11 protein-coding genes are annotated in these 15467 nt (G+C 67.5%); 7 read left to right on the top strand and 4 right to left on the bottom strand.

Annotated features, from left to right (window positions below):
* Positions 1-340: 340 nt before the first annotated feature.
* The 4 genes from AMK34_RS39650 to AMK34_RS39665 all read right to left on the bottom strand — a co-directional run bounded on the left by AMK34_RS39650 (position 341) and on the right by AMK34_RS39665 (position 8382).
* Complete coding sequence (locus tag AMK34_RS39650) at positions 341-1585, bottom strand: low temperature requirement protein A (protein WP_073848992.1); 1245 nt, start codon at positions 1583-1585, stop codon at positions 341-343.
* 454 nt (positions 1586-2039) lie between these two features.
* A complete protein-coding gene (locus AMK34_RS39655) occupies positions 2040-3512 on the bottom strand; it encodes an MFS transporter (RefSeq protein WP_038510095.1) in 1473 nt (490 codons plus the stop codon).
* On the bottom strand, positions 3512-7096 hold the full coding sequence (dnaE, locus tag AMK34_RS39660) for a DNA polymerase III subunit alpha (protein ID WP_038510093.1): 3585 nt from the start codon (positions 7094-7096) through the stop codon (positions 3512-3514). The genes AMK34_RS39655 and dnaE overlap by 1 nt, the downstream gene beginning before the upstream one ends.
* A 203-nt stretch (positions 7097-7299) precedes the next feature.
* Positions 7300-8382: a plasmid pRiA4b ORF-3 family protein gene (locus AMK34_RS39665; protein WP_241832967.1), complete on the bottom strand. Its 1083-nt coding sequence runs from the start codon at positions 8380-8382 to the stop codon at positions 7300-7302.
* 131 nt (positions 8383-8513) lie between these two features.
* Between AMK34_RS39665 and AMK34_RS39675 the strand changes: the two genes are divergently transcribed.
* The 7 genes from AMK34_RS39675 (at position 8514) to AMK34_RS39700 (ending at position 15457) form a co-directional block, all read left to right on the top strand.
* Positions 8514-8915 carry a nitroreductase/quinone reductase family protein gene (locus tag AMK34_RS39675; protein ID WP_038510089.1) on the top strand — a complete coding sequence of 134 codons (402 nt, stop codon included), beginning with the start codon at positions 8514-8516 and terminating at the stop codon, positions 8913-8915.
* Between the two features lie 69 nt (positions 8916-8984).
* On the top strand, positions 8985-9125 hold the full coding sequence (locus AMK34_RS43340) for a hypothetical protein (protein WP_167551709.1): 141 nt from the start codon (positions 8985-8987) through the stop codon (positions 9123-9125).
* 98 nt (positions 9126-9223) lie between these two features.
* Positions 9224-9895 (top strand): FadR/GntR family transcriptional regulator, encoded by a 672-nt coding sequence (locus tag AMK34_RS39680; protein ID WP_038510086.1) that lies wholly within the window; start codon positions 9224-9226, stop codon positions 9893-9895.
* A gap of 4 nt (positions 9896-9899) precedes the next feature.
* Positions 9900-11339 carry an amino acid permease gene (locus AMK34_RS39685; protein ID WP_073848995.1) on the top strand — a complete coding sequence of 480 codons (1440 nt, stop codon included), beginning with the start codon at positions 9900-9902 and terminating at the stop codon, positions 11337-11339.
* A complete protein-coding gene (locus AMK34_RS39690) occupies positions 11336-12289 on the top strand; it encodes an asparaginase (RefSeq protein ID WP_073848996.1) in 954 nt (317 codons plus the stop codon). The genes AMK34_RS39685 and AMK34_RS39690 overlap by 4 nt, the downstream gene beginning before the upstream one ends.
* Before the next feature lie 10 nt (positions 12290-12299).
* Positions 12300-13688, top strand: a complete 1389-nt coding sequence (aspA, locus tag AMK34_RS39695) for an aspartate ammonia-lyase (RefSeq protein ID WP_037342417.1) — start codon at positions 12300-12302, stop codon at positions 13686-13688.
* A 146-nt stretch (positions 13689-13834) separates the two neighbouring features.
* Positions 13835-15457, top strand: a complete 1623-nt coding sequence (locus tag AMK34_RS39700; RefSeq protein WP_073848997.1) for a CocE/NonD family hydrolase — start codon at positions 13835-13837, stop codon at positions 15455-15457.
* Positions 15458-15467: the final 10 nt, after the last annotated feature.

The raw sequence follows: 15467 nt of genomic DNA on the forward strand, positions 1-15467 counted from the left end.
TTTGATCGAGGCAATTTAATGCTCTCAAAGGAACCTCAAACGAGGTTCAAATATAAGCTCTACTGGCTTAGTTCACTAGCACACTGTTGAGTTCTCAAGCAACACACCCCGAATCGCACCACCATCACAGCGGCCTTATCCGAAGCAGTCATTTCTTGGCTTTTGTTCGGAGCACACCCTAGCACCTGCTCGAAACTGCCGTTTCAGCGGGGGTAGAGTTACCTCTCCGGTTCGGGACCACCCACTCTACCACCATCCGGTGGGAGCTTGGTTCGTGTTCCCGGCGGCCGCTCGGTTTCCCTGGCGACGAAGAGAACATTACACGGCCCGAAACCGGCGTTTACAGGGGGGTCCCTTTTTTCGCGCCGACGCTCTGACCTGCGTCGATCTGGTTCTCCCCCGGTACCGGCTCGCCGTGGGTCGCGACGACGGTCAGCACGACGAGGGCGGCGGCGAGCCCCGCGGTGATGTGGATGGGCGCCGGCGTGAAGGACGCGGCGAGTACGAGCACCGCGGTCACCGGGAAGCCGATCGCGATCGGACGGCATTCGTTGGTGGGTCCGATGTGCATGAGCCAGACACTCAACAGGTAGATCGCGACGGGCACGGTCGTCGCCATGGCGGCAGGCAGGGAGGCGACGTGCCCGGTGTGGGTGTCATAGTCGACCGCAACTTCGAGGCCGGCACCGAGCGCGGCCGCCGAGGCGAAGATCAGGTAGTGCCCGTAGCCCCAGCTCGCGACGGTGAACAGGCTCTTCGCCTTCTCCAGCCGGGCGTGGCCCGGCTGGTCGAAGTACAGCCACCACAACGAGAAGACCAGCACGAGCCCGGCGGCGGCGAGCGAGATCAGGCTGCCGGTGTGCTCGCCCTCGTCCAGCCCTTCCTTGACCGCGGTGGTCGCGCCGAGGATGGATTCACCCAGCACGATGATCGTGAACAGGCCGTAGCGCTCGGCGATGTGATGCGGGTGCCAGCCCGTCCAGCGCTTGCGTTCGGCGATCACCGGGACCGCGAGTTCCGCCAGCAGAAGCAGGAAGAACGACGGCAGCGCCAGCGACTCCGGGAGGCCGAGGCGGACGACCCACAAGATCTGGACGATCGTGATGCCGATGGCGTACCGCAGCGCGGCCGGGCGGCATTCCGGATCGGTCCGCGCGGCACGCAGCCACTGCACGACCATCGCGAGCCGCATCAAGACGTAGCCGGCGACGACGATCTTGAAGTCACCAACGAAGGCGGACGAGACACCGGCGGCGACGGTCAGTCCTCCTGCGATCTGCACCAGCGTCACCAGCCGGTACAGGACGTCGTCGGTGTCGAACGACGACGCGAACCAGCTGAAGTTCAGCCAGCCCCACCAGATCGCGAAGAACACCATCCCGAAGCTGAGCACCCCGTGCCCGATGTGGTTCTCGGCGATCGCGTGGTGCAGACCGGCGGCGGCCTGCGCGACGGCGACCACGAAACACAGGTCGAACAACAGCTCCAGCGGGGTCGCGACCCGGTGCCCTTCACCGGAATCGCGCATGGTCATCGGCCGGTACCAGACCCGCAGCCGATTCCGCCGAACAGAACTCTCCGCCATCGTGCTCCTCGCAATCTCGATCTGCGGAGATCTTCGCAGCCGGATGCGGATGACACACGCGGAGAAACGCGCGGTGGGTGGGTCCGGGCCGGGTGCACCTCCCCAGGCGACCCGGCACGGACCCACCCGCGCGAATGCCTCACCGCGACCCGGCTCGCCAGTGGTGCTGAGCCGGCCGCCGCCGAACGGTCCCCCGCGGACGCCGACGGCTGTCCACCGGCTCGTGACCGTAGGTGTCCATTCCTGAGAACTCCGGACTCACCACGATCGCTCCGGCCGATCGATCCATCCCCGATCGATCGACAGAAATACCACTGTCGGTAGCCGAGTCACAGCGGTGAAGGCTCCGTTAGGTGTACCCGGTTGCTCTGAGTAGCACCAGAGGATGACAGCCTCCGTCACTCGGATGGAGCATCCGATCTTGCCGAACGTAGTCGTCGGCCCGTGCGAAGACTCAACCGCGTTGACTGTCGGCGGCTGCCCGCTCGGCTTCCTCCCGCTCAGTGAGCGAGCGCCGCTTCCTGCGCGCACGGAGTTCGATCACGGCGAGTAAGAGCGCCGAACTCGTCAACGCGGCGGCGCACAGCATCGCCGCGGTCAGCGCCGACGGATAGCCGCCGTTCGCGCCGAGCACCGCGTGGAAGACCGAGGCCAGCACGACGGTGCCGATCGCGGTGCCGATCCGTTGCCCGGTCTGCAACGCTCCTCCGGCCACCCCGGCCATCGACGTCGGGACGCATTCCAGCGTGAGCGTGGTGTTGGGCGAGATGACCATGCCGCCACCGACACCGGCGACGAGCAACGGCAACGCGAACCACCAGCCGGCCGCGGCTCCGGGATCCTGACCGGCGAGGACGGCGACCGTGACCATCCCGGCGATGACCATGACCAGTCCCGCGACGGTGAGCTTGCGGCCCCACTTCGGCACCAGCCTGCCCGCGATCGCCGCCGATACGGCCGAGCCGAGGGCGAAGGAGGTGACGGCGAGCCCGGATTGCAGTGGCGTGTAGCCGAGTCCTTGCTGGAAGAAGATGGCGAAGACCAGCCACATCCCGGTGAATCCGCTGAAGTACAGCGCGCCGACGGCGGCCCCCGAGGCGTATCCCGGGGTGCTGGTGAACAGCCGGGTGTCGAGCAGCGGCGGGCGACCACGCCGCACCATCGAGCGTTCCCAGCGCACGAACGCGAAGCCGAAGACGACCGCGACGACGAACAGCCACCACAGGCCGCCGAGCCCGCCCTGTTCGGATTCGATCAACGGGAGCAGCACCCCGAGCACGGCGACACCCAGCAGCATGATGCCGACGAAGTCGATCTCACCCCGCAGGCTTCTCGCCGGGGCCTCGGCCTTCGGCAGCCATCTCAAGGCCAGCGCGAACGCCAGGATCCCGATCGGCACGTTCACGTAGAAGACCCAGCGCCAGCCTTCCGGGTCACCGAAGACGGCGAGGATCACGCCGCCGAGCACCGGCCCGACCGCGGTCGAGATCCCTACGGTGGCGCCGAACATGCCGAACGCACGGCCGCGTTCGGCGCCGCGGAACAGGTCCTGGATCATCCCGCTGTTCTGCGGCGTCATCATGCCCGAGGCGAAACCCTGCAGGAGCCGCGCGATGATCAGCGTCGTCTCGTTCGGCGCCGCGCCGGCGAACGTGCTGGTCAGCACGAACGCGGCGAGCGCGAACAGGAACATGCGGCGACGTCCGAGCGCGTCGCCGAGCCTGCCGCCGGACACCAGCACCAGCCCGAAGGCCAGCGCGTAACCCGAAACCACCCACTGGATCCCGCCGCTCGACGCGCCGAGGTCCTTCTGGATCGACGGCAGTGCCGTGTTGACGATGCTGACGTCGAGCAGCCCCATGAACCCGGCGGCGAGGGAGACGGCGAGCGCCTTCCAGCGCCGGGGATCGGGTTCGTAGGTGGTCATCAGGTGCTGGCGGCGATCCCGGGGATGCCCTTGAGCTCACCGATCAGCATCGACGTCACCTTGACCGGATAGTCGTAGAGCGCGAAGACCGTCTGGTTCTTGCCGACCAGCTTGAGGTGCACCGGGGTCTCGCCCTTGTGCGCCAGCAAGGTCTGCTTCAGTTCGCTGACCACCGACTGGTCGATCTTCTCCGCCGCGGCCAGCAGGACCAGCGGCAGATCGTCGTCGCCGTTGCCGACCTCGGACAGGTCGAGTGGGACGAGACCACCGCCGAAGATGGACATCTTGTCCTCGCGCCAGTTCACCCGGCCCTTGACCAGGACCGCGTTGTCCTCGATGAGGTCGGCGGAGAACATCGCGTAGGACTTCGGGAAATACAGCACCTCGAGCGAGGCGTCCATGTCCTCGATGGTGCAGATCGCCCAGGGCTCGCCCTTCTTGTTGACCCGGCGTTCCAGCGAGGTGATCAGCCCGGAGACGACCAGCTCACCTTCCTTCGGCGGGTCGGCGAGGATCGCGGCGATCGGCCTCGGCGCGTGTTTGCGCAGGATGCGTTCGGCGCCGTCCAGCGGATGCGCGGAGACGTACAGGCCGAGCATCTCCCGTTCGTAGGCCAGGAGCTGCTTGCGCGGGTACTCCTCCTCGCCGAACTTCAGATGCGCGAGCGGTGAAGAGGACGCCGCGGCTTCCGCGTCGTCGTCCCCGCCGAACCCGAAGAGGTCGAACTGGCCCATCGCCTCCTGGCGCTTGAGCGGGACCACGGCTTCGACCGCGTCCTCGTGGACCTGGATCATCGAAAGCCGCGTGTTGCCGAGCGAGTCGAACCCGCCCGCCTTGATCAGCGATTCGATGACCCGCTTGTTGCAGGCCACCAGCTCCGACTTGTCGAGGAAATCGGTGAAGGAGGAGTACTTCCCCTTCTCCTCGCGGGTCTTGATGATCGACTCGACGACGTTCGCGCCGACGTTGCGGACGGCACCCATGCCGAAGCGGATGTCCTCCCCGACGGCCGCGAACCTCAGCGCCGACTCGTTGACGTCCGGCGGGAGCACCTTGATCCCGAGGCGGCGGCACTCCGAGAGGTAGACCGCGGACTTGTCCTTGTTGTCACCCACCGAGGTGAGCAGCGCGGCCATGTACTCCGGCGTGAAGTTCGCCTTGAGGTACGCGGTCCAGTAGGAGATCAGGCCGTACGCGGCCGCGTGGCTCTTGTTGAACGCGTAACCGGCGAACGGGAGGATCGTGTCCCAGAGCGCCTTGATCGCCTCGGAGGAGAAGCCGCCGGGAACCAGCTCGCTCGACTTCATGCCCTCTTCGAAGCCGACGAACTCCTTCTCGAGGACCTCCGCCTTCTTCTTACCCATGGCGCGGCGGAGCACGTCCGCGCGGCCCATGGAGTACCCGGCCACCTTCTGGCCGATGTGCATGATCTGCTCCTGATAGACGATCAGGCCGTAGGTGTCGGCCAGGATCTCCTTCAGGGGCTCTTCGAGCTCGGGGTGGATCGGTTTGACCTTTTGCCGCGCGTTCTTGCGGTCGGCGTAGTCGTTGTGCGCGTTCATGCCCATCGGGCCGGGGCGGTACAGCGCGCCCACCGCCACGATGTCGTCGAACACCGTCGGCTGCATCCGGCGGAGCAGGTCACGCATCGGCCCGCCGTCCAGCTGGAACACGCCGAGCGTGTCACCGCGGGAGAGCAGCTTGTACGTCTCCGGGTCTTCGACGCCGAGGGTGTCGAGGTCGATGTCGATCCCGCGGTTGGTCTTGATGTTGTCGATCGCGTCACCGATGACGGTGAGGTTCCGCAGGCCGAGGAAGTCCATCTTCAGCAGGCCGATGGCCTCGCACGACGGGTAGTCCCAGCCGGTGATGATCGAACCGTCGTCACGCTGCCACAGCGGGATGGCGTCGGTCAGCGGGTCGCACGACATGATGACCGCACAGGCGTGGACGCCGGCGTTGCGGATCAGGCCTTCGAGGCCGCGGGCGGTCTCGAAGATCGTCTTGCACTCTTCGTCGGTCTCGACGAGGGCACGGACCTCGGCCGCTTCGCCGTAGCGCTCGTGCTTCGAGTCGACGATGCCCGAGAGCGGGATGTCCTTCGCCATGATCGGCGGCGGGAGCGCCTTCGAGATCCGGTCCGCGATCGCGTACCCCGGCTGGCCGAAGTGGACGCGGGCGGAGTCCTTGATGGCCGCCTTGGTCTTAATGGTGCCGAAGGTGATGACCTGCGCGACCTTGTCGACGCCGTACTTCTCGGTGGCGTAGCGGATCATCTCGCCGCGACGGCGGTCGTCGAAGTCGATGTCGATATCGGGCATCGAGACACGCTCGGGGTTCAGGAACCGCTCGAACAGCAGCTTCTGCGGGATCGGGTCCAGGTTGGTGATACCGAGGACGTACGCGACCAGCGAACCGGCGGCGGAACCACGGCCGGGGCCGACGCGGATGCCGACCTTGCGGGCGTAGTTGATGAGGTCGGCGACGATGAGGAAGTAGGCGGGGAAGCCCTTCCCGATGATGACGTCGAGCTCGATCTCGATGCGCTCGTTGTAGTACGGGTCCGGCACGCCGTCCGGGTACCGCCACTTGAGGCCGCGCGCGACCTCTTCCCGCAGCCAGGTGCCCTGGTCGTAGCCCTCGGGGACCTCGAAGAACGGCAGGCGGTCCTTGTGCGTGTACACGTCCTTGTAGGACTCGACGCGCTCGGCGATCAGCAGCGTCGAGTCGGCGGCGCCGGGGACCTCCTTGTCCCAGTACTCCCGCATGTCGGCGGCCGACTTCAGGTAGTAGCCGTCACCGTCGAACTTGAAGCGGTTCGGGTCGTTCAGCGTCTTGCCCGCCTGCACGCACAGCAGCGCGGAGTGGGTGTCGGCCTGGTCCTTGGTGACGTAGTGCGAGTCGTTGGTGGCCAGCGGTTTGAGGTCGAGCAGCTTCCCGACCTCGAGCAGGCCTTCACGGACCGACCGCTCGATCGGCAGCCCGTGGTCCATCAGCTCGAGGAAGAAGTTGTCGGCGCCGAAGATGTCCTTGTAGTCCGACGCCGCCTGGATCGCCTCGGTGCGCTGCCCCAGCCGGAGCCGCGTCTGCACCTCGCCCGAGGGGCAGCCGGTGGTCGCGATGATGCCGTGGTGGTTCTCCGCGATCAACTCACGGTCCATCCGGGGCTTGCGGTAGTAGCCCTGCATGCTCGCCAGGGAGGAGAGCTTGAACAGGTTGCGCAGGCCGGTGGAATTCTCGGCGAGCATCGTCATGTGGGTGTAGGCACCACCACCGGAGACGTCACCGCCCTCACCGAACTCGTCGGCGCCGCGCTGGTTCGACTGGCCCCAGAAGACCGGCTTCTTGTGGAAGCGGCTCTCCGGCGCGATGTAGGCCTCGATGCCGATGATCGGCTTGAGGTCGTGTTTGACCGCCTGCTGGTAGAACTCGTCCGCGCCGTACATGTTGCCGTGGTCGGTCATGCCGACCGCGGGCATGCCCAGGCGCGCCGCCTCCTTGAACAAGGGGGCGATCTTCGCCGCACCGTCGAGCATCGAGTACTCGGTGTGCACATGCAGGTGGACGAAGGAATCGTTCGACACCAGCGAAAACCTCCCCTAGGCAGACGGATCCCTGGCTGCTTGACGCGGGCCGGTCCTCCCACCTTATGCGCCGAGGTTCTACGGCGCCCTACGGGGTTGGACGGCCTTCGCGCGCTGCCGAGTCTGCTCGTTCGGCGAGATCAAATCCAGCTGCCTCGCCGGAGCGATCACCACTCGAATGGGCGCGAAGCCTGCCTCGCCGGTCAGCTCAGCCGGGCCAGCCGTTGGTTGACCACCTCCCTGTCGAACCACTCCGGATCGAACCCGGCACCGAGTTCCTCGATCAGTTCCTCGTTGTCTTCGTCGTACGGATCGCGCAACGCCTCCAGCAACATTTCGTAACTCCCCTGGTCCTCGCATTCCGGCGGAGGCGCGGCGCGTTCGCCGCCGAGGCAGCTCGGCGCGTCGGGGAGACCGACCAGCCGCTCGACGCGGATCCAGTGCCTCCAGCTCTCCGCCTCGTACACGAGCCGGTGGCCTGGCGAAGTGACGACCTGGCCGAGTGTCACTTCGTCGTCGAAACGATCGCCATCACAGCTCTGCGCGTCGACGCTGAAGCCTCCGTACGGGGTCTCGAACCGGTGATACTCCCGTTCGTCACGGTCGAACGCGGCCGCGAGGATCCGGTGCAGTCCGGCGAGGGCGACGTCGGAGCGGACTTCGACCCTTCGCCAGATCGCGTCGTCCAGCTCGGCCAGGCCGACCGCCAGCCACAGCCCCGTGGCCGGCCCGGGCGAGGGCAGGACGAGCGGCAGCGGATCGGCCGACGGTATGCGCGGCAGCGGATCGTAGCCGGGAAGGCCGAGCCACCGGCGCAGCTGGGCCGCCCGCTCGGGCAGATCGGGCCTCGGACCTCGCCCCACCTTCAAGAGGTCGGGGATCCTCTCCCGAATCCAGGCGACGCTGTCCGCTTTGACGTTCAGCGCCGCTTCGACCTGGCTTCGGAACTCCTCGGGGGTCAGCGGTGCCTCGACCACCTCGAAGCCGTTGCGGAGCACCGCCAGGGCGTCCTCGGGGACGGGATGGAGCTCGATCACGTCGACCTCGCGACCGTTCACCACCACTTCGACGCCCACCGTGCGTTTGCCCGCGGTCAGTGTGGCGGCCAGGACCACCAGGTCCTGATCCGCCTGGCCTTGGACGACACAGCCGGACAGCTCGATCGGCCCGTGGAGCAGCTTCGGCCAGCGCTCCACCCTGGACACGTCCAGGGGCGCACGCGTCGGATGGGAGCGCTGGTGCTTCGGTCGTTTGGCGGGCTTGCGGCCGCGGCTGACGGGGGACACGGGACGAGTATCGCCATCGGCACCGACAGTTTCGGGGTCGTGAGCTGCGCCGATCGGAAAATGCTTGCCGACCTGGGCGTGGATGTGCAGACTGACCAGCCGCCAAGATCAACCGAACGCCCGGAGAGTTGATGATCGACCTGCAGGCCATGAACGAGCGCGTGATCGCGGAGTTCCGCGCGAACGGCCGCCACGGCGACGGTCTCCCGACCTTGCTGCTCACCACCACCGGTGCCCGCACCGGGCGACGGCACGTGACGCCGATGCTGTTCCTGGCCGACGACGACCGCTACATCGTCTTCGCCGCCAACGGGGGCGCGCCCGGGCATCCGGACTGGTACCGCAACCTGGTCTCGGAGCCGTCCGTCGACGTCGAGGCGGATGGAGAGGCCTTCGCCGCTCACGCGATCGAGGTCACCGGAGCGGCGCGGGACCGTCTGTTCGCGAAGCAGGCGAAGGCGTTCCCGAGGCTGGCCGAGCACCAGTCGAAGACCACGCGGCCGTTCCCGGTGATCGCGCTCAGCCGCGTATGACGTCCAGTGGGTCGTGAGTGGCGTTTCGGGTTCTAACCCGAAACGCCACTCACGACCAACGTGACCCCTGTGACGCTGGCCACCTCAACGCTGGAATCCGGTGTCACCACGGAACTCCGCGTCTACGAAGGTGCCCAGCACGGCTTCCCATTCTCGGGCGGATACACCCTCGACGAGGACCTCGCAGGCTGGATCGAGGCGCTCGGCTGATCGCTTGACAAAGCGTTGGACCGACCGCACGATCTCGTCTCATGAACCTGTCTGACAGCCAGACAGCCGGACACGGTGGTCCACGACGCGTCAGCGCGATGGAGGCCGTTCTGGCCCATCTCCGCGGCGCCATCGAGCGTGGCGAGTACCCCGTCGGCCAGAAACTGCCGTCGGAATCCGCGCTCGGCAAGGAGTTCGAAGTCAGCCGCTCGGTCGTCCGCGAAGCCTTGCGGGGACTGCAGGCACTGGGCCTCACCGTGTCCAAAACGGGCAAAGGGACCTTCGTGACCGCCACCGGGCCGGTCGAGAACCCCACCTTCGGGACCTACTCGGCCCGCGACCTGTTCGAGGTCCGGCGGCACGTGGAGATCCCCGTCGCCGGATACGCGGCCGTGCGCCGCAGCACCGACGACCTGGACCTGCTCGGCCACCTCGTCGAGCGCATGGATCTCGAAACCGACAACACCGCGTGGGTGGCGCTGGACTCTCTCTTCCACATCACCATCGCGCAGGCCTCCGGCAATCCGGTGTTCGGCAAGGTCATCGAAGAGATCCGGGACGCACTGGCTCGCCAGTCGTCCTTTCTCAACCAATTGGGGGACCGTCGGACCCGCTCGAACACCGAGCACCGTGAGATCGTCACCGCCATCGCCTCCGGATCCGAAGCGGACGCCGTCGCGGCGATGACCTCCCATCTCGAACACGTCGAGAACGCGCTGACCACCATCGTGCGGCCGAGCCTCACGACGCACCAGAACAAGGACGACTGACACCGTGACCGAACAGACCCTCAGCGCGGACGGCAAAGCCGCGCCGGTGCCGGCCGATGCCGGTGACGCCGGCTACGACAAGGCGCTGAAACCCCGCCACGTCAACATGATCGCGATCGGCGGCGCCATCGGCACCGGCCTGTTCCTCGGCGCGGGCGGACGGCTCGCGCAGGCGGGCCCGGCCCTCGCGATCGTGTACGCGGTCTGCGGCCTTTTCGCGTTCTTCGTGGTGCGCTCGCTCGGCGAGCTCATCCTGTACCGCCCCTCCTCCGGCGCCTTCGTCTCCTACGCCCGGGAATTCATGGGTGAGAAAGGCGCTTTCGTCGCGGGCTGGATGCACTTCCTGAACTGGTCGACGACCGGGATCGCGGATATCACCGCGATCGCGCTGTACGCGCATTTCTGGTCGTTCTTCACCCCGATCCCGCAATGGGTGCTGGCGCTGATCGCGCTCGCGGTGGTGCTGGCGCTGAACATGGTTTCGGTGAAACTGTTCGGCGAGATGGAGTTCTGGTTCGCCATCATCAAGGTCGCCGCGCTGGTGACGTTCATGGGCATCGGGATCTTCCTGCTGGTCACGCAGCAGCCGATCGACGGCAACACGCCGGGCTTCTCGCTGATCTCCGACCACGGCGGGATCTTCCCGGCCGGGGTGCTGCCGATGGTGCTGATCGTCCAGGGTGTCGTGTTCGCCTACGCCTCGGTCGAGCTGGTCGGCGTCGCCGCCGGCGAGACGGAGAACCCGCGCAAGATCATGCCGAAGGCGATCAACTCGATCATGTGGCGGATCGGGATCTTCTACGTCGGCTCGGTGATCCTGCTGGCGATGCTGATGCCGTGGGACGCCTACTCGAAGCAGGAAAGCCCGTTCGTCACCGTGCTCTCGCACATCGGCGTGCCGCAGGCCGGCAACGTGATGAACCTGGTGGTGCTGACCGCGGCGTTGTCCAGCCTGAACTCGGGCCTCTACTCCACAGGCCGCATCCTCCGGTCGATGTCGCTGGCGGGCTCCGCGCCGAAGTTCACCGGCGTGATGAACAAGAACCACGTGCCCTACGGCGGGATCCTGCTCACGTCGGCGGTCTGCGTGGTCGGTGTCGGCCTGAACGCCGTCGTGCCGAGCCAGGCCTTCGAGATCGTGCTGAACTTCGCCGCCGTCGGCATCCTCGGCACCTGGGCGATCATCGTGCTCTCGCATCTGCTGTTCGTCCGCAAGGCCAAGCTCGGCGAGGTCGAGCGGCCGTCGTACCGGCTGCCGCTCTCGCCCTACACCGAGATCGCGACGCTGATCTTCCTCGCCGCGGTCATCGTGCTGATGGGCTTCGACGAGGTCGGCCGCATCACCCTGTACTGCCTGCCGATCATCGGGCTCGCGCTGGTGGCGGGCTGGTTCGGGGTCCGCAAGCGGATCAACATGGACGTCTTCGAAAAGACGAAGCTGTGACCCCCGAGATCCGCGTGCCCGCGCACGAACCGCTGGTGCACCTCCTCCGCGACGGCATGGTCGAGGGGGTGCACCACGGTTCGGCCGTGGTGCTCGCGCCCGACGGCCGCGTGCTGTTCTCCGCGGGCGACGTCGAGGCGGCGTTCTATCCGCGTTCGGCGGCGAAACCCTTGCAGGCCACGGCGATGGCGCGGCTCGGCGTCGAGCTGAGCCCCGCCGGGTTCGCCGTCGGCGCGGCCAGCCACTCCGGTGAGGAGATCCATCTCGCGGAGGTGCTCAGGACCCTCGACGGCGCCGGGCTCACTGCGGAAGACCTTCGGACGCCGGAAGACCTGCCGTTCGACCCGGTCGAGCGCGACGCTTGGGTCGCTTCGGGACGGAGCGCGTCGAGGCTGGCGCACAACTGTTCCGGCAAACACGCGGCGATGCTCGCCACCTGCCGACGGCACGGATGGTCCACAAAGGACTATCTGGACGCCGCGCATCCGCTGCAGCGCGCGATCGCGGAATGCGTCGAGGAGCTGACCGGGCAGCGGATCCCGAAGGTCGCCGTCGACGGCTGCGGCGCTCCCCTGTTCGCGGTGTCGCTGCGTGGGCTCGCCCGCGCGGTGGGCAAGATCGCCGCGGCGTCGCCGGGAACCCCGGAAGGCCTTGTCGCCGAAGGGATCCGGAAGCATCCGGAACTGGTCGCCGGCACGCGTCGCGACGTCACCGCGCTCATGCGCGCGGTCCCCGGCCTGATCGCCAAGGACGGTTTCGAAGCCGTCCAGGTCGCCGCGCTCCCGGACGGGACGGCGATCGCGATCAAGATCGCCGACGGCGGGGACCGCGCCCGCCGTCCGGTGCTCGCCGCCGCGCTCGCGTTGTGCGGCGTCGATCCGAACGTGCTGGAGCCCACCCCCGGACTGCGCGTGACCGGCGCGCTGGCCGAACTCGACCTCGCCGCCTGAGGAGCCTTCGATGCACCGCGTGGAACACGATCTGCTGGGGGACAAGGAAGTCCCCGCCGACGCCTACTGGGGCGTGCACACCGCACGGGCCAGGGAGAACTTCCCCATCACCGGCACCGCGATCTCCGCGTACCCGCATCTGATCGAGGCGCTCGCCTCGGTCAAGGAGGCCGCCGCCCACGCCAACGCCGACCTGGGGCTTCTGGAGCCGGACGTCGCCGACGCGATCCGCCGGGCATGCCGTGAGATCCGCGAAGGCGCGCTGCACGACCAGTTCGTCGTCGACGTCATCCAGGGCGGCGCGGGCACTTCGACGAACATGAACGCCAACGAGGTGATCGCGAACCGCGCGCTCGAACTGCTCGGGCACGAGAAGGGCGATTACGCCCGCGTGCACCCGAACGAGCACGTGAACCTCGGGCAGTCGACCAACGACGCGTACCCGACCGCGGTCAACGTCGCGACGATCATCGCCGTGCGCGAGTTGGCCGAGGCGATGATCGTGCTGGAACAGGCTTTCGCGGCCAAGGCCGTCGAGTTCCACGATCTGCTGAAGATGGGCCGCACGCAGTTGCAGGACGCCGTCCCGATGACACTGGGGCAGGAATTCGGCACCTACGCGGTCATGCTCGGCGAAGACCGGCTGCGGCTCACCGAGGCGGTGACGCTGCTGCACGAGATCAACCTCGGCGCGACCGCGATCGGCACCGGGCTCAACGCCGCGCCCGGGTACGCCGAAGCCGCCGTCGCGCACCTTCGCGAGATCACCGGCCTGCCCGTCGTGTCCGCCGCGGACCTCATCGAGGCGACGCAGGACTGCGGCGCGTTCGTGCACCTTTCGGGCGTGCTCAAGCGGATCGCGGTGAAACTTTCGAAGAGCTGCAACGATCTTCGGCTGCTCTCCTCCGGACCGCGGGCGGGGCTCAACGAGATCAACCTGCCGCCGGTGCAGGCGGGGTCGTCGATCATGCCCGGCAAGATCAACCCGGTCATCCCCGAGGTGGTCAACCAGGTCGCGTTCGAGGTCATCGGCAACGACGTCGCGGTCACGATGGCGGCCGAGGCCGGGCAGTTGCAGCTCAACGCGTTCGAGCCGCTGATCCTGCACTCGCTCTCGGAGAGCATCACGCATCTGCGGTCGGCCTGCCTGGTGCTGGCGGAACGCTGTGTCTCCGGGATCACCGCGAACGCCGGCGTGATGCGGGGCTACGTCGAGAACTCCATCGGACTGGTGACCGCGTTGAACCCGAGCATCGGGTACGCGGCCGCGACCGAGATCGCCAAGGAGGCCCTGGAGACCGGGCGTGGCGTGGCGGAACTCGTCGTCGAGAAGGGCCTTCTGCCCGCCGAGGAACTGGCGAAACTGCTGAAGCCGGAGACGCTCGCCCGGCTTTCCTGAGACCAGCGGGGCGGTACCGGGCGGTCCGCCCCGCGCCAGTGTCATGAAAGTGGCTTTCAGGACATTTTTCGTCCTGAAAGCCACTTTCCTGACATGCGGGTACGGTCGTAAGCGGAAGGTGATCCTCCGCACGAAAGGCGGCCCGCGTGCTCGACCGACTTCTCGACCGGTACCTCGGCCTCCCACCCGCCGAGGGCCCCGCCCCATCGGTGACGAAGGCGATCCCCGTCCCGATGCCCGACGGCGTCCGCCTGCTGGCGGATCGCTACGCCGTTCCGGGCGACGAGCCCCGGCCGGTCGTGCTGATCCGCACGCCGTACGGCCGCAAGGGCGTGATGGGCAAGATCTTCGGCGAGACGTTCGCCCGGCACGGGCTGCAGGTGGTCCTCCAGAGCACTCGCGGGACGTTCGGCTCGGGCGGCGAATTCCGGCCGTTCCACTTGGAGAAGGAAGACGGCCTCGCCACCGTCGCCTGGCTGCGTGACCAGCCGTGGTGCGACGGCCGGGTCGCGATGGCAGGCGCGAGCTACCTCGGCCATACGCAATGGGCCGTCGCGCCGTACCTCGACGAGCCACTCGAAGCCCTTTGCCTCGGTGTCACCGCGTCGGAATTCGTCTCGACCTTCTATCCCGGCGGGATCCTCGCGGTCGACAACATGGTGTCGTGGTCGGCGCTGATCGGACGGCAGGAAGGCCGGTTCGCCGGTCTGCCGAATCCCTGGCAGACGAAGAAGACCCGCCGGGCCATGGCACATCTGCCGGTTTCCGGCGCGGACGTCGCGGCCATCGGCGAGCAGGTGCGGTTCCTGCAGGACGTCTCCCGGCACGCCGAACCCGGCGACGATTTCTGGGCGCCGTCGGACCACAGCGCCGAGGTCGCCGCCCTGCGGACACCGGTGAGCATGGTGACCGGCTGGTACGACCTGTTCATCTCCGCCCAGCTACGCGACTTCAAGGAGCTCGCCGCGGCCGGACGCGAACCGCGGATCACCATCGGACCGTGGGCGCACGGTGAGCCCGCCAGCCTGAAAACCCTGATCACCGACCAGATCGGCTTCCTCTCCGCGCATCTCCTCGGCGATCGCGCGCCGCTGAGGCAGTCGCCCGTGCGCCTGTATCTCCAGGGCTCCGGACGCTGGCTGGACTTCGAAAGCTGGCCGCCGGAATCCGACGCCACCCCGTACTTCCTGCGCCCTGGCGGGCTTTCCGTCGCCGACCCCGTCGAGTCGAAGCCCGGCACGTTCACTTTCGATCCGGCCGATCCCACGCCGACCGTCGGCGGCCCGTTGCTGTCGGGCGTGCAGAAACAACAGGACAACAGGGAAGTCGAAGAGCGGCGGGACGTGCTCCTCTTCACCGGTGACGTGCTGGAGCGCGATCTCGACGTCATCGGCGAAATCTCCGCACTGGTGCACGTCCGGACCGACCTCGGGCACGGCGACGTGTTCGTCCGGCTGTGCGATGTGGACCGTCGCGGTGTCTCCCGCAATGTCACCGACGGCGTCCTCCGCCTGCGCCCCGGCGGTCCGGGGTCCGATGTGGACGGTGTGGTCGCGGCCGAGATCCTGCTCGACCCGACGGCCTACCGGTTCCGGCGCGGCCACCGGCTGCGGGTGCAGGTCGCGGGCGGAGCGTTCCCTCGCTTCGCCCGCAACCACGGCACCGACGAACCGGTGTTCAGCGCGGTGGACGGGAAACCCGCGCGGTTCGAGATCTTCCACGACCCCGCGCACCCGTCCCGGATCACGCTCCCGGTGTTCGCCGGATAGGCCGGAGCGC

Source organism: Amycolatopsis sp. CB00013 (assembly GCF_001905755.1).
GTDB lineage: Bacteria > Actinomycetota > Actinomycetes > Mycobacteriales > Pseudonocardiaceae > Amycolatopsis > Amycolatopsis japonica.

Coding starts and splice junctions, on each gene's coding strand:
- AMK34_RS39675 (WP_038510089.1), top strand. CDS start 8,514: ATGATCGACCTGCAGGCCATGAACGAGCGCGTGATCGCGGAGTTCCGC.
- AMK34_RS39680 (WP_038510086.1), top strand. CDS start 9,224: ATGGAGGCCGTTCTGGCCCATCTCCGCGGCGCCATCGAGCGTGGCGAG.
- AMK34_RS39650 (WP_073848992.1), bottom strand. CDS start 1,585: ATGGCGGAGAGTTCTGTTCGGCGGAATCGGCTGCGGGTCTGGTACCGG.
- aspA (WP_037342417.1), top strand. CDS start 12,300: ATGCACCGCGTGGAACACGATCTGCTGGGGGACAAGGAAGTCCCCGCC.
- AMK34_RS39655 (WP_038510095.1), bottom strand. CDS start 3,512: ATGACCACCTACGAACCCGATCCCCGGCGCTGGAAGGCGCTCGCCGTC.